The organism is Rhodococcus sp. NCIMB 12038 (assembly GCF_002165735.1).
Taxonomy (GTDB): domain Bacteria; phylum Actinomycetota; class Actinomycetes; order Mycobacteriales; family Mycobacteriaceae; genus Rhodococcus_F.
In genome coordinates this window covers 58,144-80,237 of sequence record NZ_NHML01000031.1, presented here as the reverse complement: position 1 = coordinate 80,237, position 22,094 = coordinate 58,144, and the positions used below count along the sequence as shown (strand labels likewise).

Annotated in this window: 18 protein-coding genes and 2 tRNA genes; 12 read left to right on the top strand and 8 right to left on the bottom strand. The window is 68.0% G+C overall.

The features are described 5' to 3' along the window. The first annotated feature begins 71 nt into the window (after nucleotides 1-71). The 8 genes from CA951_RS33985 (at nucleotide 72) to rdgB (ending at nucleotide 6,114) form a co-directional block, all read left to right on the top strand. Complete coding sequence (locus tag CA951_RS33985) at nucleotides 72-491, top strand: Mov34/MPN/PAD-1 family protein (protein ID WP_236580991.1); 420 nt, start codon at nucleotides 72-74, stop codon at nucleotides 489-491. Nucleotides 492-552: 61 nt separating this feature from the next. Beyond that, complete coding sequence (locus tag CA951_RS33980) at nucleotides 553-825, top strand: MoaD/ThiS family protein (RefSeq protein ID WP_072947006.1); 273 nt, start codon at nucleotides 553-555, stop codon at nucleotides 823-825. 8 nt (nucleotides 826-833) lie between these two features. After that, the gene (locus CA951_RS33975) at nucleotides 834-1,796 is read left to right on the top strand and encodes a PLP-dependent cysteine synthase family protein (protein WP_087561053.1); all 963 of its coding nucleotides are present in this window, start codon (nucleotides 834-836) and stop codon (nucleotides 1,794-1,796) included. A gap of 19 nt (nucleotides 1,797-1,815) precedes the next feature. After that, nucleotides 1,816-2,487: a rhomboid family intramembrane serine protease gene (locus CA951_RS33970; protein WP_087561082.1), complete on the top strand. Its 672-nt coding sequence runs from the start codon at nucleotides 1,816-1,818 to the stop codon at nucleotides 2,485-2,487. Between the two features lie 341 nt (nucleotides 2,488-2,828). After that, nucleotides 2,829-3,779: a PLP-dependent cysteine synthase family protein gene (locus CA951_RS33965; protein WP_087561052.1), complete on the top strand. Its 951-nt coding sequence runs from the start codon at nucleotides 2,829-2,831 to the stop codon at nucleotides 3,777-3,779. 122 nt (nucleotides 3,780-3,901) lie between these two features. Then, the gene (locus tag CA951_RS33960; protein ID WP_179220416.1) at nucleotides 3,902-4,660 is read left to right on the top strand and encodes a cyclic nucleotide-degrading phosphodiesterase; all 759 of its coding nucleotides are present in this window, start codon (nucleotides 3,902-3,904) and stop codon (nucleotides 4,658-4,660) included. A 43-nt stretch (nucleotides 4,661-4,703) separates the two neighbouring features. After that, entirely contained in the window at nucleotides 4,704-5,492 is a 789-nt protein-coding gene (gene rph, locus CA951_RS33955) for a ribonuclease PH (RefSeq protein WP_087561050.1), read from the top strand. A gap of 4 nt (nucleotides 5,493-5,496) precedes the next feature. Beyond that, nucleotides 5,497-6,114 (top strand): RdgB/HAM1 family non-canonical purine NTP pyrophosphatase, encoded by a 618-nt coding sequence (gene rdgB, locus CA951_RS33950; RefSeq protein WP_087561049.1) that lies wholly within the window; start codon nucleotides 5,497-5,499, stop codon nucleotides 6,112-6,114. A gap of 90 nt (nucleotides 6,115-6,204) precedes the next feature. Here the strand turns inward: rdgB and CA951_RS33945 are convergent, their stop codons facing one another. The 5 genes from CA951_RS33945 to CA951_RS33925 all read right to left on the bottom strand — a co-directional run bounded on the left by CA951_RS33945 (nucleotide 6,205) and on the right by CA951_RS33925 (nucleotide 8,368). Next, complete coding sequence (locus CA951_RS33945; protein ID WP_087561048.1) at nucleotides 6,205-6,570, bottom strand: DUF3817 domain-containing protein; 366 nt, start codon at nucleotides 6,568-6,570, stop codon at nucleotides 6,205-6,207. Continuing rightward, nucleotides 6,567-6,968, bottom strand: a complete 402-nt coding sequence (locus CA951_RS33940; RefSeq protein ID WP_087561047.1) for a transcriptional regulator — start codon at nucleotides 6,966-6,968, stop codon at nucleotides 6,567-6,569. Before CA951_RS33940 ends, CA951_RS33945 begins: the two co-directional genes overlap by 4 nt. 130 nt (nucleotides 6,969-7,098) lie before the next feature. After that, nucleotides 7,099-7,180: transfer RNA gene (locus tag CA951_RS33935), tRNA-Leu, on the bottom strand. Between the two features lie 46 nt (nucleotides 7,181-7,226). Then, on the bottom strand, nucleotides 7,227-7,712 hold the full coding sequence (locus tag CA951_RS33930) for an HNH endonuclease signature motif containing protein (protein ID WP_087561046.1): 486 nt from the start codon (nucleotides 7,710-7,712) through the stop codon (nucleotides 7,227-7,229). Further along, nucleotides 7,709-8,368: a hypothetical protein gene (locus CA951_RS33925; RefSeq protein ID WP_087561045.1), complete on the bottom strand. Its 660-nt coding sequence runs from the start codon at nucleotides 8,366-8,368 to the stop codon at nucleotides 7,709-7,711. Before CA951_RS33925 ends, CA951_RS33930 begins: the two co-directional genes overlap by 4 nt. 455 nt (nucleotides 8,369-8,823) lie before the next feature. On the opposite strand from CA951_RS33925, the gene CA951_RS33920 reads away from it, so the two are divergent. After that, nucleotides 8,824-18,147, top strand: a complete 9,324-nt coding sequence (locus tag CA951_RS33920) for a type I polyketide synthase (RefSeq protein ID WP_087561044.1) — start codon at nucleotides 8,824-8,826, stop codon at nucleotides 18,145-18,147. Nucleotides 18,148-18,156: 9 nt separating this feature from the next. Then, entirely contained in the window at nucleotides 18,157-18,549 is a 393-nt protein-coding gene (locus CA951_RS33915; protein WP_009474123.1) for a holo-ACP synthase, read from the top strand. A 68-nt stretch (nucleotides 18,550-18,617) separates the two neighbouring features. Here CA951_RS33915 and CA951_RS33910 read toward each other — a convergent pair whose 3' ends face one another. Further along, nucleotides 18,618-19,307, bottom strand: a complete 690-nt coding sequence (locus CA951_RS33910) for a TetR family transcriptional regulator (protein WP_087561043.1) — start codon at nucleotides 19,305-19,307, stop codon at nucleotides 18,618-18,620. A gap of 149 nt (nucleotides 19,308-19,456) precedes the next feature. After that, nucleotides 19,457-19,930 (bottom strand): thioredoxin-dependent thiol peroxidase, encoded by a 474-nt coding sequence (bcp, locus tag CA951_RS33905; protein ID WP_087561042.1) that lies wholly within the window; start codon nucleotides 19,928-19,930, stop codon nucleotides 19,457-19,459. 161 nt (nucleotides 19,931-20,091) lie between these two features. Here bcp and CA951_RS33900 point away from each other — a divergent pair, with 161 nt between their 5' ends. Next, the gene (locus tag CA951_RS33900; protein ID WP_037236402.1) at nucleotides 20,092-20,313 is read left to right on the top strand and encodes a DUF3618 domain-containing protein; all 222 of its coding nucleotides are present in this window, start codon (nucleotides 20,092-20,094) and stop codon (nucleotides 20,311-20,313) included. 156 nt (nucleotides 20,314-20,469) lie between these two features. Here CA951_RS33900 and CA951_RS33895 read toward each other — a convergent pair. Continuing rightward, nucleotides 20,470-20,542, bottom strand: a tRNA-Lys gene (locus CA951_RS33895). Nucleotides 20,543-20,831: 289 nt separating this feature from the next. Here CA951_RS33895 and CA951_RS33890 point away from each other — a divergent pair. After that, nucleotides 20,832-22,070 (top strand): Ig-like domain-containing protein, encoded by a 1,239-nt coding sequence (locus tag CA951_RS33890; protein ID WP_087561041.1) that lies wholly within the window; start codon nucleotides 20,832-20,834, stop codon nucleotides 22,068-22,070. Nucleotides 22,071-22,094: the final 24 nt, after the last annotated feature.

Genomic DNA, 22,094 nt, shown 5'->3' with positions numbered 1-22,094 from the left:
GGTCCGCACCTAGGATGGCGCTCACGGAGGTGGATGACGTGCTGGTGATTCGATCGGACTTCGTCGAGGCGATGGTCGCGCACGCGCGGGCCGACCACCCGGACGAAGCGTGCGGGGTCATCGCCGGGCCCGAGGACTCCGACCGCCCCGAACGGCACATCCCGATGATCAACGCCGAACGTTCGCCGACGTTCTACCGATTCGACTCCGGTGAGCAGCTGAAGGTGTGGCGCGCGATGGACGACGCCGACGAGGTGCCCGTCGTGATCTACCACTCGCACACCGCCACCGAGGCGTATCCCAGCCGGACCGACATCTCCTTCGCATCCGAACCGGACGCCCACTACGTGCTCATCTCCACCCGCGACCCCGACGCCCACGAACTGCGCAGCTACCGCATCGTCGACGGCGTCGTCACCGAGGAACCCGTCGACGTGGTGCAGAGCTACAAGTTCGCCCACACCTCGGTGGCGGACGTCCCCGACAAGTGACGACGCCGTCCCTCGCGACGGTCCCGCGGCAGAAAGACACCCACATCCCGAGGAGCCGACCATGGCTGTCACAGTTTCGATCCCCACCATCCTGCGTTCCCATACCGGCGGCGAAAAGCGGGTGGAGGCAACAGGTCCCACACTTTCCGCCGTCATCGACGACCTCGACGGCAACTACGGCGGCATCAAGGACCGCCTGATCGACGGTGGCCGGCTGCACCGGTTCGTCAACGTGTACGTCAACGACGAGGACGTCCGCTTTTCGGGCGGACTCGACACCGAGGTGGCCGACGGGGATTCCGTGACCATCCTGCCCGCCGTCGCCGGAGGCTGATCGCGGCCGTGGCGCGGTTCGATTCGCTCATCGACACCCTCGGTGACACACCCCTCGTCGGGCTGCCGCGCCTGTCGCCGAGCTGGACCGGCACCTCGCCGGTCCGCCTGTGGGCGAAGCTCGAAGACCGCAATCCCACCGGTTCGGTGAAGGACCGGCCCGCTCTCCGCATGATCGAACAGGCCGAGAACGACGGCACCCTGACACCCGGCGCCACGATCCTCGAGCCGACCAGCGGGAACACCGGCATCTCCCTGGCGATGGCCGCGAAACTCAAGGGCTACCACCTCATCTGCGTGATGCCCGAGAACACGTCCGTCGAACGAAGGCAACTGCTGACGATGTTCGGCGCCGAGATCATCGACTCACCGGCGCGTGGCGGCTCGAATCAGGCTGTGGCCGTGGCCAAGGAGCTGTCCGCGGAGCATCCCGACTGGGTGATGCTGTACCAATACGGCAATCCCGCGAACGCGCTGGCGCACTACGAGACGACAGGGCCGGAGATCCTGCGGGACCTGCCCGAGATCACCCACTTCGTGGCGGGCCTCGGCACCACCGGAACCCTGATGGGCGTGGGTCGCTACCTCCGCGAACACGTCGACGGCATCGAGATCGTCGCGGCGGAACCCCGCTACGGGGAACTCGTGTACGGCCTCCGCAACATCGACGAGGGCTTCGTCCCCGAACTGTACGACGAATCCGTCCTCACCTCACGGTTCTCCGTCGGCCCCGCCGACGCCGTCCGCCGCACCCGGCAACTGATCGACAACGAAGGGATCTTCGCGGGCATCTCCACCGGCGCGATCCTCCACGCCGCGCTGGGAGTCGCGCGCAAAGCGGTCAAGGCCGAACGCGCCGCCGACATCGCGTTCATCGTCGCCGACGGCGGATGGAAATATCTGTCGACCGGCGCCTACGGCGGTACGGTCGAGGAAGCGGAAGAAGCACTGGAAGGGCAGCTGTGGGCATGACGACAAGGGTGTGCGGATCATGACGTCGCCGTTCGACTCCTCGCGATTCGGCTCGCCGGTGCCGAGGGGTACGTCGCCGGCACCCGCGCGCAAGTCGAAGCCGCTGTGGCTGCAGTCCGCGATCCTCGTCGGCACGTTCACGATGCTGCTGTACGTCATCGAGATCGCCGACGTGGCGTCCGACGAGCGACTCGAAGACAACGGCGTCCAGCCGCGCACGATCGACGGGCTGTGGGGAATTCTGTTCGCCCCGGTCCTCCACGACGACTGGGCGCACCTGTTCGCGAACACCGTCCCACTGCTGGTCCTCGGCTTCCTCGTGCTGCTGTCGGGCATCGCCCGCGGCCTCGCCGCCACCGGAATCGTCTGGGTGGTCGGCGGTCTGGGCACCTGGTTGACCGGCGGATCCTATTCCAACCACATCGGCGCCTCCGTCCTGATCTTCGGCTGGCTCGCCTACCTGCTGGTCCGGGGAGTCTTCGCTCGCAACCTCGGCCAGATCCTCGTCGGCGTGGTGGTGTTCGTCGTGTACGGCAGTCTGCTGTGGGGTGTGCTGCCGAGCGCGCCCGGTGTGTCCTGGCAGGGCCACCTTTTCGGCGCCGTCGGCGGTGTCCTCGCCGCGTGGCTGCTCTCCGCCGGCGCCAGGAAGCAGCGGGCCCGGAAAGCGGTAGGGCCGCAATCGTTCGGATAAGTGGCCGTCCACGGCGAACACGTGTTCTACCGGCGTGTACGCCGCATCCGGCGGCCGGGCGAACGGCCTGCTGGTACGCTCCTCGCGAGATCCGGGCACACCAAAACTGCGTAGTTCAGGCCATCGACAGTGTCGTCGTGGAGGGCCGGTCGAGGGGTTCGAACTTGCGGATTCGCGCACACGCCGGGTCGCCGGGGTCCGGACGTCCCCACGGCAGGCCTCCGTCGCCGCACCCCATCGCACCCTCAGGAGTTGATCATGGCTGTCACAGATTCGACCCCCGACGTCGACAGCGAGTGTCCGTCCGTACGCCGTGTAGTCACGGAAGGCTGATCACTGACGTGGCAAGGTTCGATTCGTACATTGACACTCTCGGGAACACACCACTCGTCGGCCTGCCCCGGCTGTCGCCACGCTGGAACGGCAGCAACCCGGTCCGGTTGTGGGCCAAGCTCGAGGATCACAATCCCACCGGTTCGATCAAGGATCGGCCGGCACTGCGCATGATCGAGCAGGCCGAACGGGACGGCCGTCTGACCCCGGGGTCGACGATTCTCGAATCGACCAGCGGAAACACCGGAATCTCCCTGGCCATGGCCGCAAAACTGAAGGGCTATCAGCTGATCTGCGTGATGCCCGAGAACACGTCGATGGAACGCCGCCAGCTCCTGACGATGTTCGGCGCCCGGATCATCGACTCCCCGGCCGCCGGTGGTTCCAACGAGGCCGTCGCCGTCGCGATGCGACTGTCGAACGAGAATCCGGACTGGGTGCTGCTCTACCAATACGGCAACCCGGCCAACGCGATGGCGCACTACGAGACGACCGGGCCGGAGATCCTGCGGGACCTGCCCGAGATCACCCATTTCGTGGCGGGGCTCGGCACCACCGGAACCCTCATGGGGACGGGCCGGTTCCTCCGCGAACACGTCGACGGCGTCGAGATCGTGGCCGCGGAACCGCGCTTCGGGGAGATGGTGTGCGGCCTCCGCAACATCGAAGAGGGATTCGTCCCGGAGTTGTACGACGAGTCGGTACTCACCCGTCGATTCCGAGTGCGTCACGCCGAGGCGATCCAGCGCACCCGCGAGTTGATCGACGTCGAGGGAATCTTCGCAGGCACGTCCACCGGCGCCAATCTCCATGCCGCACTCGATGTGGCGTGGTCCGCCGTCGAATCGGGGCAGCGCGCCGACATCGCCTTTGTGGTCGCCGACGGCGGATGGAAATACCTCTCCACCGGAACCTACGACCCACAGGTCCAGGTCCTCGAAGAGGCATGGGAACGGTAACGAGGCCGGATTCACGGTAGATCAGCATGGTCAGGTCACATTTCCCCATCGGTTGTGAGGTCGACGCGCCAATTCCGTCGGAAGCTTTTTCCGAAACGGGTCGTCGTGGCAGCATGGCGGGTATGCGCATTACCGTCCTGGGATGTTCAGGGAGCGTCTCCGGACCAGACTCACCTGCATCGGGTTATCTGTTGACCGCGCCGGACACACCGCCGCTCGTACTCGACTTCGGACCCGGTGTCCTCGGTGCGCTCCAACGGTTCGCCGATCCCGGCGAGGTGTCCGTCCTCCTCAGCCACCTGCACGCGGACCACTGCCTGGACCTCCCCGGACTGCTCGTCTGGCGTCGCTACCATCCGAATCCGCCGACAGGGCGCGCCCTCGTCTACGGCCCGTCCGACACCGCCCGCCGGATCGGTGTCGCGTCCGCCGAGTGCGGCGGGGACATCGACGACATCTCCGACACGATCGATCTGCACCACTGGGCCGACGGTGAACAGGTCACGGTCGGCGATCTCACCATCACCGCGCGGCGGGTCAACCACCCGCCCGAGGCCTACGGGTTCCGACTGACCAACGGCGCCGGACGGACCCTCGTCTACACCGGCGACACCGGCATGTGCGAAGAAGTGATCGAACTCGCCCGCGACGCCGACGTGCTGCTTGCCGAGGCGTCGTGGACGCACAGCCCGGACCGTCCCGAAGGCATCCACCTCTCGGGCACCGAGGCCGGCCAGGTCGCACACCGTGCCGGCGTCGCCGAACTGCTGCTCACCCACATCCCGCCGTGGACGTCCCGCGAGGACGTCATCGCCGAGGCCAAGGCCGAATTCTCCGGTCCCGTGCATGCAGTGTCCGCCGGCGGCGTCTACACCGTCTGACGCCGTGTCCGCGCCCCACCCGGGGACGGCTAGGCTCTCCGCTGTGACCACACGAGAAGACGGCAGGGCGGACGACGAACTCCGCGAGGTCAAGATCACCCGAGGCTTCACAACCCATCCCGCGGGATCGGTGCTGGTGGAATTCGGAAACACCCGGGTGATGTGCACCGCCAGCGTCGAGGACGGCGTTCCCCGCTGGCGTCAGGGCTCCGGGCTCGGCTGGCTGACCGCCGAATACGCCATGCTGCCCGCCGCCACCCACACCCGCAGCGGCCGAGAGTCCGTCAAGGGCAAGGTCGGGGGACGTACCCAGGAGATCAGCCGGCTCGTCGGACGCTCCCTCCGCGCCTGCATCGATCTCGCCGCCATCGGTGAGAACACCATTGCCCTCGACTGCGACGTCCTGCAGGCCGACGGCGGAACCCGCACCGCCGCCATCACCGGCGCCTACGTGGCGCTCGTCGACGCGGTGTCCTACCTCCGTGCCGCGGGCCGCCTCGCCGACCCCCAGCCCATCTCCTGCGGCATCGCCGCGGTGAGTGTGGGCGTCGTCGACGGCCGTGTGCGCCTCGACCTGCCGTACGAGGAGGACTCGCGCGCGGAGGTCGACATGAACGTGGTTGCCACCGACACCGGCACCCTCGTCGAGATCCAGGGCACCGGCGAAGGCGCGACTTTCCCGCGGAGCACGCTCGACAAGCTGCTGGATTCCGCGCTCGCAGGCTGCGAGCAGCTGTTCGAGATCCAGAAGGCGGCACTCGAACTGCCCTATCCCGGTGAGCTTCCCGAGCCGAAGGTCCCGGAGACGTCGAAGAAGAAGTTCGGGAGCTAGACCGGTGCCGGAAACCACACGGGTGCTGGTGGCCAGCCGCAACGCGAAAAAACTCCGGGAACTGCATCGCGTGCTCGCGGCGGCCGGCGTCGACGGAATCGAACTCGTCGGGCTCGACGCCGTGCCCGAATACCCCGAGGCCCCCGAAACCGGTGCGACGTTCGAGGAGAACGCTCTCGCGAAAGCGCGGGACGGCGCCGCCGCCACCGGATTGCCCTGTGTCGCAGACGATTCCGGAATCGAGGTGGATGCACTGAACGGTATGCCCGGAATCCTGTCCGCCCGGTGGTCGGGCACCCACGGGAACGATCCCGCGAACACCGCATTGGTCCTGGCTCAGCTCGCCGACGTGCCCGAAGACCGCAGGGGAGCGGCGTTCGTCTCGGCGTGCGCCCTAGTGGTTCCGGGCGGCGAGGAAACGGTGGTCCGGGGCGAATGGCGGGGCAGCGTCGCCGGTGAACCCGTCGGCGACGGCGGATTCGGCTACGACCCGGTGTTCGTGCCAGAGGGGGACACCCGATCGGCCGCCCAGCTCTCACCCGAGGAGAAGGACGCCTCCTCGCATCGAGGGCGGGCGCTCGTCCAACTCGTCCCCGCCCTGGCGGCGCTCACCGGGCGCTGACACCGACAGACACAGCTCGGCCGGCTGACCTACGTGATCGCGATGATCACCGGTCAGCCGGTCGTCATGTGACGGAGGCGAGCGGTTCGATCAGAGTTCGAGGTCGCGGCGGACCTGCTTGGTCCGCTGGTGCTCCACGTAGAACGACAGGAACGGGATGGTGCCCGCGAGGAGCGTTCCGACCGTCCGTCCCGCGGGCCAGCGCACCTTGACCGCCAGGTCGAGCGTCACCAGCAGGTAGACGAAGTACACCCAGCCGTGAACCACCGCGATCCACGTCGGCAGGTTGTCGACCTTGAAGATGTATTTGGCCACTACCTCCGCGGTGAGGACCAGCAGCCACACACCGGTGGCGTAGGCGAGTACTCGGTAGCGCAGCAGCGCGGGAGCAACTTTCTTCTGCTTCGCGGTATCTGCGACCGAACCGGCAGTCGTCTCGTCTTGGCCCGTGCTCACGTGGTGCTCCTATCGGTCTCGCGAGCGGACAGCTCGGCGAGGTACTGGTTGTACTGCGAAATCTGCAGGCTCTCGAGGTCGTCCGGATCGTCGTCCTCGGCCGCCGCGGGGCGAGGGGGCAGGACGTCCGCAGGAATTTCCCGCAGTTCGGCGGGCGCGTCCGGGACATCGGCGGTGTCTGCCGGCTCGGCGTCCTCGAGCTGCACGAACCGCCGATAGGCGTAGACCAGGAACGCTGCGAACAGCGGCCACTGGAACGCGTACCCGAGATTCTGGCCGGTTCCGCCTACCGCCTCGAACCGTTGCCACTGCCACCAGCCGAGTGCGAGGCACCCGACAGCCCCGACGACCACCAACAGGATCAGCGCGGGGCGGCGTTGCTTACGGTTACCGGACACGTAACGACGGTACCTGAATCGCCGAATGCGCTGCTAGGAGAGGTTGCCGCTATGGCGGCGGTCACAGGCTCGCCTGCGACGGGCGAGCCGGCCGGGGCACACGGCCACCAAATCGGCCGAAGCCGAGAAGTGCGCGAGGGGGGACTTGAACCCCCACGTCCGTTGGACACCACATCCTAAGTGTGGCGCGTCTGCCATTCCGCCACTCGCGCGCGAAACACAGACTACGCCACACCTCGACGGGATCCCATCCTCGTATCAGCCTGCGTGCTCGCCGCCCCGCGTCCAGCGATTTCGGCCGGCCCATGTTGGTGTCTGACTGTGGCAATTGGGGCAGAGGAAACGGATCTGATGCAAGCGTGAGTCGTGGGGGTCACCATCGATGTGGTCGACGTGCAGAGTCAATGGACTTCCGCACCAGTCGTCACCGAGTCCGCACAGGACGCATTTGTATTCGACTCCAGCCTCGATCAGGGCGCGGCGCAACAGATGTGGCTTCACCCGTGCGCTTCCCGGCGGTCTTTCGACGAGAATCTCCTCCCACGACATGCGATTGCGGGCAGGCTTGCCCTTGGTGTGTGCACTCCCGGTGAAATGCGCCGTGTCGATCCCGAACTTCTTGATCCGACGACTCAGGTGGGCCTGCATTCCTCCGGACGGGCGCAGCCCGAGGTATCGGATGACGCCCGCCACGCTCGTCGATTCCGCCACCGCCTGTTCGAGGACTTCCCGCGTGTATTTCACCTCGCACCTGCCGCGCGTTGCTGCCGGCGCTGGTACCGCCAGATGGCGTGGGTGAAGGTCGTGGCAGTGACCTCGAGGCGGGTTGCCGCTGCAGCGGCGAGGTCTTCCGCCTGTGTTTCGGTTGCGGGTGATTCGAGGTCGAGGGCCTCGCCGATGAAGTCGCACACCACTGCGCGGGAAGCGGCTGTGGGCACGCCGAGTTGCATGGCGAAGCATTCCCAGGTGGCCGCTCCGAACCCGGGCACGGCGACGATGGCGCTCCGCTGCGCGCCGTCGTCGCGGAGATCCGCGGAGGTGATGCAGCCCAGTTCGGTGAGCGAGCGTGCCGCCGTGGCGACGGCCTCGGCCTTGGTGGTGTAGTTCCCCGGTACCCGCTGCCGGTTGTTCAGGACCGTCAGGAGGCCCTCGGGTTCGTCGGCGTGCGCGGCGAGTGCGGTGAGGTCGTCGAGTGGTGCGGCGCGGTGATCGCGCCATCGGGTGATGACGGCGCGGACTCCGGTGGTGGGCGTGCCGTACGTCGCGCGGGCGGAGTAGGCCGCGTCGAGCAGAGCGGCTTCGATCTCCTGCGGCCAGCCCTCCGTCCAGTGCGGCCACGACTCTCGCGGCAGTTCGGCGTCGATGTGATCGAGTAGGGCGCGGACGTGGGCTGTGCTCATTTCTTCCCCCCGGAGAATGGCTGTCGGCTGTTCCTGGAATCGAACATTAGTGCGAGGGTCCGACAGGTTCGCTTTCGTCGTGCTCCGGGGCCGGTTTCGAGGGCGCATACGTGCATGAACCTGGGACTTCGTCAAGGTGGTAACGAATTGATAACGATTAATGTGAGGCTTTCCTCAGGTTCTTGGACGTCCTTGCACCGCTACGTGCAGCGGAGACGTGATCTACCCGTCGGTCACTTCGCGGTAGGCCTGTGAGGGACATCACGCAATATTTCTCCGATGCACGGCTGTGACACCCCGGCGGCTCGTGAACGTGAGGAAATCCTCATGATTCTGTGTCAACCTTGAGCAGCCCGGAAGAGCTGATCAGAGCCGATACAGCAGGCACACGATGCCGAGGGCAGCAGACAGCAATCCCCACCTCCCCCCAGAGGGGAACAGGAGAGGACATACGCGTGACGATTGACGACACGACACCCGCAGGAAACGGAAGCAACTCGAAGGGTTCGCGGCGCATCGGCGTAGACCGGGACGACACTCGGTCGTCGAGCAAGGGCACCCTGGTGGATCGTCTGCTCGGAGGTGAGGCGTACGCGCTCGCCTTCGGTGGTCAGGGCGCACCCTGGCTGAGCTCGCTCGAGGAACTGAGCCGCGACAACGGACTCGAGCCGGCACTCACCACCCTCGTCAACGACGCGGCCGACTACCTCGCCCCCGTGGCGCAGGAGCTGCTCGTCGTGCGCCCGGTCGGATTCGACCCCATCGCATGGATCCTCGAGCAGGAACTCGCCGACGAAGAGGACGACGCCCAGGCGTCCGGCCCTTCCGCGGCAGCGCTCACCTCGGCGGCGGTGTCCCTCCCCGGCGTCTTCCTCACCCAGATCGCAGCGCTGCGTGCGCTGGCAGCTCAGGGCCTCGATCCCGCGGTTACGGCTCCCGTCTCGGTGATCGGCCACTCCCAGGGACTCCTCGCCGCGGAGGCCGTCGCCTCCTCCGGTCAGAAGGACGGCGAACTCCTCGCCCTCGCTCAGCTCATCGGTGCTGCCGCCGGTCTGGTCGGCCGTCGTCGCGGAGTGATCTCCGCCGCCGACTCCACCCCGATGCTGGCTGTCTCCAACGTCGATCCGGAACGCCTCCGTCAGATCGTCGAGGAGCTCGCCGAGGGCCTCGAGCCCGAGCGTGCAGCGGTCCTCGGCATCCGCAACGCCCGTCGCCGCGTCGTCCTGTCCGGCCCGCCCGCCCAGCTGGCACGCGTCCAGCAGCGGTGCGAGCAGATCGAGGCCGACGAGGCCCGTGAGCGCGACGCCAAGAAGCGTGGCGGCTCCATCTTCGCGCCCGTCTTCGAGCCCCTCGCGGTCGAGATCGGCTTCCATCACCCCGCACTCGCGGAGACGATCGACATCGTCGGCCAGTGGGCCGTGCGTTGCGGTCTCGACGAGGAGAAGGCCCGCGCCCTCACGAGCGCCTGCCTCGTCGACCCCGTCGACTGGGTCGAGGCCGTCGACGGCACCATCGAAGCCGGTGCCGCATGGATTCTCGACCTCGGACCCGGTGACCTCCTCACCCGCATGACGTCGGCCAGTGTCCGCGGCCAGGGCGTCGGAATCGTCGCCGCCGCGACCCGTGGCGGTCACCGCAACCTGCTCACCCCGGGCGCAACCCCCGAGGTTCCCGCCGCCTGGACCGAGTTCCTCCCGAAGCCGGTGTCGCTGCCGGGCGGACGCATCGGCGTCGAGACCGCCTTCACGAAGCTGACCGGTCGTTCGCCGATCCTGCTCGCGGGCATGACCCCGACCACGGTCGACCCGAAGATCGTCGCCGCAGCCGCCAACGCAGGCCACTGGGCCGAGCTCGCCGGCGGTGGCCAGGTCACCGAGCAGATCTTCGCCGACAACGTCGAGAAGCTCACCGGGCTGCTCGAGCCGGGCCGCGCCGTGCAGTTCAACTCGATGTTCCTCGACCCCTACCTGTGGAAGCTCCACGTCGGTGGCAAGCGCCTCGTCCCGAAGGCCCGCGCCGCGGGTGCTCCGTTCGACGGCGTCGTCGTCACCGCAGGCATCCCCGAGCTCGAGGACGCCGTCTCGATCATCGAGGACCTCGTCGAGGGCGGATTCAGCTACGTCGCGTTCAAGCCGGGCACGGTCGCGCAGATCCGCTCCGTCATCCGCATCGCCAACGAGGTTCCCTCGTTCCCCGTCATCGCCCACATCGAGGGCGGCCGCGCCGGTGGCCACCACTCCTGGGAAGACCTGGACGACCTGCTCCTCGACACCTACGCCGAGCTGCGTACCCGGCCGAACCTGGTCCTGTGCGTCGGTGGCGGCATCGGCACGCCCGAGCAGGCTGCCGACTACCTGACCGGCCGCTGGTCCGTCGCGCACGGCTTCCCGGCGATGCCGCTGGACGGCATCCTGGTCGGCACCGCCGCCATGGCCACCCTCGAGGCGACCACGTCTCCCGAGGTCAAGCAGCTCCTCGTCGACACCCCCGGTACCCCGGCGTGGGTCGGTGCGGGCACCGCCGAGGGCGGCATGGCCTCCGGCCGTAGCCAGCTCGGCGCCGACATCCACGAGATCGACAACGCCGCGTCCCGCACCGGCCGCCTGCTCGACGAGGTCGCCGGCGACGCCGACGCCGTCGCCGAGCGTCGCGACGAGATCATCGAGGCCCTGAACATCACGGCCAAGCCGTTCTTCGGCGACGTCGCGACGATGACGTACGAGCAGTGGCTGCGCCGCTACCTCGAACTGGCCGTCGGCATCGACGCGGCGAAGGCATTCGACTGCGGCACCGACCTCCAGGACGCCATCACCGAGGCCACCGAGAGCCCGTGGCTCGACATCACCTGGCGTGCGCGCTTCGGTGAGATGCTGCAGCGCACCGAGTCGCGTCTGCACCCGGTCGACCGTGGACCCATCCCCACCCTGTTCGCCGACGAGGCAATCCTCGAGCGTCCCGAGGCGGCCATCTGCGCCCTGCAGGCTCAGTACCCCGACTACGCGACCACGGTTCTGCACCCCGCGGACGTCTCGTTCTTCGTCTCGCTGTGCAAGACCCCCGGCAAGCCGGTCAACTTCGTTCCCGTCGTCGACGGTGACGTCCGCCGCTGGTGGCGTTCCGACTCGCTGTGGCAGGCGCACGATCCCCGCTACACCGCGGACCAGGTCTGCGTCATCCCCGGCACCGTTGCCGTCGCCGGCATCACGCGCGCCGACGAGCCCGTCGGTGAGCTGCTGGACCGCTTCGAGAAGGCCACCTACGACGAGCTGGTCACCGCCGGCGCCGAGCCGCAGTCGCTGCCCGCACGTCGTCACGCGGACATCGCCCGCGGCCTCCTCGACACCGTGCTGTCGGCTCCCGACATCCAGTGGGCCTCGCGCCTGACGCTGAACCCGGTTCGCCGGCTCGGTGACCTCGACAAGTGGTCGGTCGAGTCCGACACCCGCGCGGTCCACGAGACCACCGGTGCCGAGCTGTCCGTGATCGAGGACCGTCAGGTTCTCCTGACCGTCCCGCTGGTCGCAGGCAAGTCCGTCGAGATCACCATCACCGTCCCCGCGTCCGTCGTCGACGGTGGCGCCCCCGTGGTCACCGAGGCCGACGCCGAGAAGTCCATGACGGCTCTCCTCGCGGTCGCGGCCGGTCAGGAACTGCCCGCCGTCAAGAACGGTGTCGCACGGCTCAACCTGGCGTGGACGCCCGACCTGATCGCGGACCACGCCGGTGTCACCGGTTCGGGTCTGCCCACGTCGCTGAGCGTGAGCGGCAAGGCCGTTCCGGACGTCGTCGTCGGCGCCTGCTGGCCGGCCGTGTTCGCCGTGCTCGGTGCCGCCAAGACCGAAGACTCGCTCTCCGTCATCGAGGGCATGCTCGACCTGGTCCACCTGGACCACGGCGTCGACTTCGTCGGCGAACTGCCCTCGGAGACCAGCATTCTCGTCGTCAAGGCCGAGGTCGCCTCGGTTCTCGACACCGACCTGGGCCGCGTCGTCGAGGTCAAGGTCGAGGTCGGCGCCATGCTGGGCGAGGGCCTGGACGCGCCTGCCGTCGTCACCCTGTCGGAGCGCTTCGCGATCCGCGGCCGTACCGGCAAGGGCGAACTGACCGACCCGGCCCGCGCCGGTGGCTCGCTCAGTGACGAGGCCGTCGACACCCCGCGTCGTCGTCGCCGCGACACCAAGATCGTGGCTCCCCGCAACATGGGCTCCTTCGCCCAGGTGTCGGGTGACCACAACCCGATCCACACCTCCGACAACGCGGCACTGCTCGCCGGTCTCGGCAGCCCGATCGTGCACGGCATGTGGCTCTCCGCCGCCGCCCAGCAGGTCGTCACCGCCGTGGACCCGGCCGAGACCAAGACGCCGCCGCGCCGCCTGACCGCGTGGACCGCGCGCTTCCTCGGCATGGTCCGCCCCGGCGCCGAGATCGACGTCCGCGTCGACCGCATCGCCACGGACCGTGGTGCCGAGATCGTCGAGGTCGGCTGCCGCATCGACGGTGACCTCGTGATGGTCGCCACCGGTCGCACCGCCGCGCCGAAGACCGTCTACGCGTTCCCCGGACAGGGCATCCAGCGTCCCGGCATGGGCCTCGACGCCCGCGCCCGCTCCAAGGCCGCCCGCGAGATCTGGGACCGCGCCGACAAGCACACCCGCAAGGCCCTCGGCTTCTCGATCCTCGCCGTGGTCCGCGACAACCCGACGGTCGTCAAGGCCCGTGGCATCGAGCACAAGCACCCGGACGGTGTCCTGCACCTGACCCAGTTCACCCAGGTCGCGATGGCGACTCTCGGTGTGGCTCAGGTCGCCGAACTCCGTGAGTCCGGTGCGTTCGTCGAGGGTGCCCTGCTCGCAGGCCACTCGGTCGGTGAGTACAACGCACTCGCCGCCGTCGCCGGTGTGCTGCCGCTCGAAGCCGTCCTCGAGGTGGTCTTCCAGCGTGGCTCCGCGATGCACGCACTCGTTCCCCGCGACGAGGCCGGCCGCTCCGACTACCGGATGGCCGCCATCCGCCCGTCGCAGATCGGTCTGGCCGACGACGACGTCGAGGCGTTCGTCGCCGGTGTCGCCGAGGAGACCGGTGAGTTCCTGCAGATCGTGAACCTGAACCTGCGTGGCTCGCAGTACGCCATCGCGGGCACGGTCGCCGGGCTCAACGCGCTGGAGACGCAGATCGACATCCGCCGTGAAGCTTTCGGTGGCAAGCGCGCGTACATCATGGTCCCGGGCATCGACGTCCCGTTCCACTCGACGGTGCTGCGTGGCGGCGTCGACGACTTCCGCGGACGTCTCGAGGAACTGCTTCCGCAGGACATCGACCCGGCCATCCTGATCGGGCGCTACATCCCGAACCTGGTCCCGAAGCCGTTCTCCCTGGAGAAGGAGTTCGTGCAGGAGATCGCCGACCTGGTGCCGTCGAAGCCCCTCGACAAGGTGCTGAAGGACTTCGACTCCTGGGCGAAGAAGCCGGTTCAGCTGACCCGCGTGGTTCTCACCGAGCTCCTGGCCTGGCAGTTCGCCAGCCCGGTGCGCTGGATCGAGACGCAGGACCTGCTGTTCGGCGACGAGTCCGAGGGTGGACTGGGTGTCGAGCGGTTCGTCGAGATCGGTCTGGGCTCCGTCCCCACCGTCGCGAACCTCGCGTCGCAGACCCTCAAGCTTCCGGGCCGCTTCGGCTACCCGGTCGAGGTCCTCAACATCGAGCGTGAAGCCGCGATCGTGTACTCCACCGACGTCGATCCGGCGCCGGTCGAGGACGACGAGCCGGCAGCGCCCGCAGCTGCCGCTCCCGCCGCATCGGCTGCACCTGCCGCGGCTCCGGCCCCGGCAGCAGCACCGTCCGGTGGACCGCGTCCCGACGACATCGCGTTCAAGGCCGCCGACGCCACCAAGGTTCTGATCAGCCTGTGGACGAAGCTCCGCCCCGACCAGGTCGGCCCCGTCGACACGATCGAGGCGCTGTGTGACGGCGTGTCCTCGCGGCGTAACCAGCTGCTCGTCGACCTCGGCTCCGAGCTCTCGCTCGGCGCGATCGACGGTGCCGCAGACGCCGACATGGGCTCGCTCGCCGGCACGGTCGACTCCCTGGCCCGCACGTACAAGCCGTTCGGCCCGGTGCTGTCCGACTCGATCAACGACCACCTCCGCAAGGTCTTCGGCCCCTCGGGTCGTCGTCCCGCGGCAATCGCGGACCGTGTGAAGAAGGTCTGGGAACTCGGCGACGGCTGGGCGTACCACGTCACTGCCGAGGTGGCGCTCGGAACCCGCGACGGTTCCAGCATCCGTGGTGGTGACCTCGGCGGTCTGGCCGGCGGCGGTCTCGCCGACGGTGCCGCAGTGGACGCCGTCATCGACAGCGCAGTGGCAGCAGTCGCCTCGCGCCGCGGAATCAGCGTCTCCCTCCCGTCCTCGGGCGGCGGAGCCGGTGGCACCGTCGACGCAGCGGCACTGGGTGAGTTCACCGAGCACATCACGGGCCGCGACGGCGTGCTGGCCTCGGCCGCCCGCCTCGTGCTCGAGCAGCTCGGCTTCGCCGGTGACACGGCGGCCGCAACGCAGCCGACCGACACCGAACTCGTCGACCTCGTGTCGGCGGAACTCGGTTCCGACTGGCCGCGACTGGTCGCTCCCGCGTTCGACGCCAAGCGCGCGGTGCTCCTCGACGACCGCTGGGCCAGCGCCCGTGAGGACCTGGCTCGTCTGTGGATCGACGCGGCAGGCTCCGAGTCCCTCGAGATCGAAGGCTTCGCCGGTGCAGGCAAGTCCGTTGCGGCGCAGGCCGCATGGTGGCAGGCCCGCGCAACCGACGAGGGTCGCACGGCTCTGGCCGAGAAGTACGGACGCATCGCGGAGGCGGCAGTCGTCGTCACCGACGAGACCCCGGAATGGGCAGACCAGGTCGCCGTCGTCACCGGCGCCAGCAAGGGCTCCATCGCGGCCTCGGTCGCAGGGAAGCTCCTCGCAGGCGGCGCGACGGTCTTCGTGACCACCTCGCGTCTCGACGACAAGCGTCTCGGCTTCTACCGCGACCTGTACCGCCGCACTGCCCGCGCCGGTGCCGCCCTGTGGGTGGTCCCCGCGAACATGGCGTCCTACACGGACATCGACGCACTCATCGAGTGGATCGGTGAAGCCCAGTACGAGACGGCCGGCGGATCGAAGAAGCTGGTCAAGGAAGCGGTCACCCCGACGCTGCTGTTCCCGTTCGCCGCGCCCCGCGTGGCAGGCGACCTCGCCGACGCCGGCGCCCGCGCCGAAATGGAGATGCGTGTACTCCTGTGGTCGGTCGAGCGCCTGATCGGCGGACTGTCGAAGATCGGTTACGACCGTGACGTCGACACCCACCTGCACGTCGTGCTGCCCGGTTCCCCGAACCGCGGTCTGTTCGGTGGCGACGGTGCGTACGGCGAGGCCAAGGCCGCGCTGGACGCAGTGGTCGGCCGCTGGAAGGCCGAGCGCAACTGGGCCGAGCGCGTCACCCTGGTGCACGCTCTCATCGGCTGGGTCCGCGGAACCGGCCTGATGGGCGGCAACGACCCGCTGGTCGAGGCTGTCGAAGGCGCTGGAGTCCGTACCTGGTCCACCCAGGAAATGGCCACCGAACTGCTGCAGTGGTGCGAGCCCGAGGCACGTCGCCTCGCCTCCACCGAGCCGCTCGCGGCCGATCTGACCGGTGGGCTCGCCCAGGCGAACCTGGATCTGCCCGCTCTGGCGAAGCAGGCTCAGGACGCTGCGGCTGCCGCCGCCGAGGCCGACGAGATCGCGGACGCGCTCGACACCATCGCGGCCCTGCCCGCCCCGCCGCGGGTCTCCGCGTCGGTGACTCCGGCCTGGTCCGGCGTCACTGCGGCTCCGGAGGACCTCGTCGTCATCGTCGGCGCCGGTGAGCTCGGACCGTTCGGTTCCTCGCGTACCCGCTTCGAGATGGAGGTCGACGAAGAGCTTTCGGCGGCAGGCGTTCTCGAACTCGCCTGGAACACCGGACTCGTCGTGTGGGAGACCACACCGTCCGCAGGCTGGTACGACGCCGAGACCGGGGAATTGGTCCCGGAGGCCGAGATCGCGGACCGCTACCACGACACGGTCGTCGAGAACTGCGGCATCCGTCGCTACGTCGACGACGGCGCCATGATCGAGAACACCGCACCGTTGCTCACGTCGGTCTTCCTCGACAAGGACCTGAGCTTCGTGGTCAGCACCGAGGCGGAGGCACTCGCCTTCGTCGAGGCCGACCCGGAGAACACGGTCGCAGCCCCGGTTCCGGACAGCGGTGACTGGCAGGTCACCCGCCGTGCGGGCACCGAGATCCGCGTCCCCCGCAAGATGAAGCTCACGCGCAGCGTGGGTGGCCAGATCCCGACCGGCTTCGACGTCACCAAGTGGGGCATCCCCGCAGACATGGCCGACTCCGTCGACCGGGTGGGCCTGTGGAACATCGTCGCCACGGTGGACGCGTTCCTCACCGGTGGGTTCACGCCCAGCGAACTGCTGCGGTGGGTGCACCCCTCGCTGGTCGCCAACACCCAGGGCACCGGCATGGGCGGCATGACCTCCATGAGGTCGCTGTACATCGACACGCTGCTCGGTGAGAACCGGCCGAACGACATCCTGCAGGAAGCCCTGCCGAATGTGATTGCGGCGCACGTGGTCCAGTCCTACGTCGGCGGTTACGGCGCCATGGTCCACCCGGTTGCGGCGTGCGCCACGGCCGCGGTGTCCGTCGAGGAGGGCGTCGACAAGATCAAGCTCGGCAAGGCACAGCTCGTGGTCGCCGGCGGGTTCGACGACCTCAGCGCGGAGGGCATCATCGGATTCGGTGACATGTCCGCCACGGCCAAGACCGACGACATGCGGGCCAAGGGCATCGACGACCGTCGATTCTCGCGGGCCAACGACCGTCGTCGCGGCGGGTTCGTCGAGTCGCAGGGTGGTGGCACCATCCTGCTGGCCCGCGGTGACCTGGCACTCGAGATGGGCCTGCCCGTCCTCGGTGTGGTCGCCTACGCCGGGTCGTTCGCGGACGGTGTCCACACGTCGATCCCGGCTCCCGGAATCGGTGCGCTCGGCGCGGGTCGTGGGGGAGCGGATTCGCAGCTCGCCCAGTCCCTCGGCAAGCTCGGTGTCAGTGCCGACGACATCTCGGTGATCTCCAAGCACGACACGTCCACCGCGGCCAACGATCCCAACGAGGCGGAGCTGCACGAGCGCCTCGCCGGGGCACTCGGCCGCAGCGAAGGTGCACCGCTGTTCGTGGTCTCGCAGAAGAGCCTCACCGGACACGCCAAGGGTGGTGCCGCAGCATTCCAGCTGATCGGTCTCTGCCAGGTGCTGGACCAGGGCATCGTGCCGCCGAACCGCAGCCTCGACTGCGTCGACGAGAAGATGGCCGAGTTCGAACACCTCGTGTGGGCCCGGGAGGCGCTCCGCTTCGGCGAGCAGTTCCCGCTGAAGGCCGGTCTGCTGACCAGCCTCGGCTTCGGGCACGTGTCGGGCATGGTCGCGGTCGTCCACTCGCAGGCGTTCGTCGAGGCCGTCCCGGCCGACCGGCGTGAGGCGTACCTCGAGCAGGCACGCAAGCGCACCGTCGAGGGTCAGCGTCGTCTGGCGAAGGCCATGGTCGGCGGCGGCAGCCTGTACGAGCGTCCGGCGGATCGTCGCTTCGGCGGCGACAGCGTCCCGGCCGCCGCGTCCCGTCAGCTCGAGGCTGACGTCCTGCTCACCGAGGCCGCGCGCCTCGGAGCGGACGACGTGTACAGCTCGGGTCTGCCCGGCTGCAAGTAGGAACGACGGATGGGAGTTCTGGGGATCGGCTTCGATCTCGTGACGGTGTCGGAGTTCGCCGAGCAGCTGGACCGGCCAGGGACGGCCATGCTCGACAACTTCACACCGGGCGAGCGTCGGGACGCCGTGACCCGGAGCTCCGATCCGGCTAGACATTTCGCCGCCCGGTGGGCTGCGAAGGAGGCAGTGATCAAGGCCTGGTCCACGTCTCTCTTCGCCAGCCCGCCGGTGCTGCCCGAGATGATCCACCACCTGATCGAGGTGGTGACGGACGCGTGGGGGCGACCGAGTATCCGCCTACGCGGGGACGTCGCCAAGCATCTGACCGACGTGAAGATCCACATCTCGCTCACCCACGACGGAGACATGGCCGGCGCGTTCGCCGTCATCGAATCCGTGTAGGCGCCTCCGGCGCTCGTGCGCCTTTCTGGTAGCCCCGGCAACCGGAAGGGCGCACGAGTGCGTAGCGCCTACGTGGTGCGCGATTCCTTCTCGGCGACCAGCAGGTACGCCACCATCAGCCGCTTCAGTTCGGCGACGGCGTCCGCGTGGCTCTGATTGTCCTGCACCGAGAAGTTGAGCATCGAATACACGACGTGGACGAGCACCTCGGCCATCATCGTGCGCCGCTCCCGCGACGTCTGCGGGGTGAGCGGTGCGAGCATCCGCGAGACCTGCTCCGCGAACGCCTTCTCGTGGATGGCGCCGGTGGCGCGCGTCGAGGGCGTCGACTGCATCGCCAGCCACACCTCGCGCCTCGACGGATCCGACGTCCACAGGCCCGCCATGTGGTCGACGAACGAATTGAGGAACCGCAGCCAGTCGAGGGACGGGACCTCACCGTTGAACTGGGCGATCTCGTGCTGCACGCCGACGAGGTCCTGCCGGTTGAGCTCACAGACGATCACGTACTTGTTCGCGAAGAACTGGTAGAGCGTGCCAATCGGGACGTCCGCGCGGGCGGCGACCTCCTCGCAGGTGAACGATTCGAATCCCACGTCCACCAGCAACTCCCGCGATGCGGTGAGCAGTGCGTCGAACTTGCGGCGGCTACGTTCCTGGGTCGGACGTCTGCGCGGCAGGAGCTCCTGCGGGTCCGACTGCTGCTCCAACGCCGGATCCACACGGCGCGGCGCTTGCTTGCTGACTGAAGACTCCACCGCCCCAGGCTATCCGTCTTTCGTCCGGATTCCGAAGATCCCTCCCGGTGACGCGTCAGGTTTCACCTGGACGAGGAGACTCGTCGCGACGTATTGCGCGCGAACGATTGATCGGGCGGCTGACGAGACACAGCCGCCCGACGCACCGATCAGACGGACAGGTCCCGCCGCAGTTTCGCGACGTGACCGGTGGCCCGGACGTTGTACTGCGCCACCTCGATCTTCCCGTCCTCGTCGACGAGGAACGTGGAGCGAATGACGCCCTGCACCGTCTTGCCGTACATCTTCTTCTCACCGAACGCGCCCCACGCCTCGAGCGTGGTCTTCTCGGGGTCGGAGAGAAGGGGGAACGTCAGTTCCTCGTTGTCGCGGAACTTGGCGAGCTTGGCCGGCTTGTCGGGGGAGATGCCGATCACGTCCAGGCCTGCGCCGTTGAGGTCGGCGAGATTGTCGCGGAAGTCGCACGCCTGTTTGGTGCAGCCCGGCGTGCTCGCCGCCGGGTAGAAGTACACGATGACCTTGCGGCCGCGGAAGTCGGCGAGCGACACGTCGTTGCCGTCGGCGTCGGGCAGCGTGAAGGCGGGGGCGGTGTCGCCGGGGGCGAGTCTGCTGTTGTCGGTCACGAGAAGTCAGGCTACCGGGCAGGGACGACAGTGGGCCGAAGCGCGATTGGGGGAGACGGAGTCGCAGGTCGGGAGTTCTCGTCTACGGTTGACGCAAGTGTGGGAACGTCGCGGTAGCGTCGCTCTCGCTGATCGAACAAGTCGAACAAGTTGGAGGACACGTGCCCAGGGACACCGAGAGCATCGAGCGTGAGATCGAGAACGCGCGTAATCAGCTCGCAAGCACTCTCGACGAATTGACGGTCCGCACCAACCCGAAGCGTCTCGTGGAGAACACGAAGCGGACGCTGATCGCGAAGCTGAACGAGCCGGCGGTCAAGTACGGACTGATCGCCGTGGGTGCGGTGGCAGGGCTCCTGGTGCTCCGCAAAGCGTTGCGCTGAACGACCCCCCGTGACAACGGGCCGTCGGAGGTGAAGTTCCCAGTGACTTCACGTTCCGGCGGCCCGTTCGTCGTCTGACCGCCCGCACGGTTCGGTGAGATGGTGACAACGAGAAAGGCCCCCATCCTCGTGAGAGGATGGGGGCCTTCGTGCAAGTGCGCCCACAGGGACTCGAACCCCGGACCCAGTGATTAAGAGTCACTTGCTCTACCAACTGAGCTATAGGCGCTCGCTCTTGCGAGACAGAACATTAGCGGGTCGCTTCTCGGGAATGCAAATCGCCTGGTCGCGACTCCCCATGACGACCCCATCCGCGGGGTGCTGCGTAACAAGAGCGCCGCTGGTCACGATTGATATTCGAACGTTATTGAGCGGCCCGGCGCTTGGTTGGAACCGGTCTCCAGCGGCTGGCATCATTGGAGACCACACGGTCTCGACGTGCCGAATCGTCTTGCGAAGGCGAGGGACGTGCCGGCTTGAACGTGAATTCGGAGCGAGGACGTGAAGTGGGGTTATCCATGGGTGTGGGGCGTGGCGGGCGCATGCGTGCGCAATCGGTGAGTTCCGTCTCGAAGACGGCGACGATTGTGGCGGCATCACTCGTATTCGCATTGTCGATCGCAGGGTGCACCGTCTCCGGTGCCGACAGCGTCACGTCGGAAGGTGAGGCGCCGATCGATTCCAATCCGGTCACCGAACTCATCAAGCCGAAGCTGACGGCCTCGGCAGTCGATGGTGCGGTGGGATTCTCGCCGGGACAACCGGTGACGGTGACGGTGGCCGACGGCACGCTGGCGAAGGTCACCATGCTCAACCCGGAGGGCGAGCCGGTCGACGGCGCCATCGCCCCCGACGGGTTGTCCTGGGTCAACACGGAGCCGCTGGGCTACGACAAGGAGTACCGGCTCGAGGTGAAGGCGAACGGGCTCGGTGGCGGCACCGTCTCGACGTCCGAGTTCACCACCAGCGCGCCCGGAAACGTCACCAAGCCGTACGTGCTGCCGTCGGACGGCGACGTGGTGGGCATCGGTCAGCCGATCGCCGTCCAGTTCGACGAGAACATCCCCGACCGCAAGGCGGCGGAGTCGGCGATCACGGTGACGACGAATCCGCCCGTCGAGGGCGCGTTCTACTGGGTGAACAACCGTGAGGTGCGGTGGCGTCCGCAGAGCTACTGGGCGCCCGGCACCGCCGTGGACGTGAAGGTCGCCGTGTACGGCCGGGATCTCGGTGACGGCCTGTTCGGTCAGGAGGACGTCCACACCGCCTTCACCATCGGCGACGCCCTCGTCGCGACCGCGGACGACAACACCAAGCAGGTCACGTTCGAGCGCAACGGCGAAGTCATCATGACGATGCCCACGTCGATGGGTAAGGACGACACACCCACCGACAACGGCGTCTACATCATCGGCGACCGGTTCGCGAACCTCGTCATGGACTCGTCCACGTACGGCGTGCCCGTCAACTCCCCGCAGGGATACAAGACTCCCGTCGACTGGGCCACACGAATGTCGTACAGCGGCATCTTCTTCCACTCGGCGCCGTGGTCGGTGGGGCAGCAGGGCTACTCGAACGCGAGCCACGGTTGCCTGAACCTCAGCCCGTCCAACGCGAAGTGGGTGTTCGACAACACGAAGCGCGGCGACATCGTCGTCGTCAAGAACACGCTGGGCGGCACCCTGTCGGGCACGGACGGCCTCGGGGACTGGAACATCCCGTGGGACGTCTGGAAGGCGGGCAACGCCAACGCCTGACGGCGGGCGAGAGTCCAATTGCAA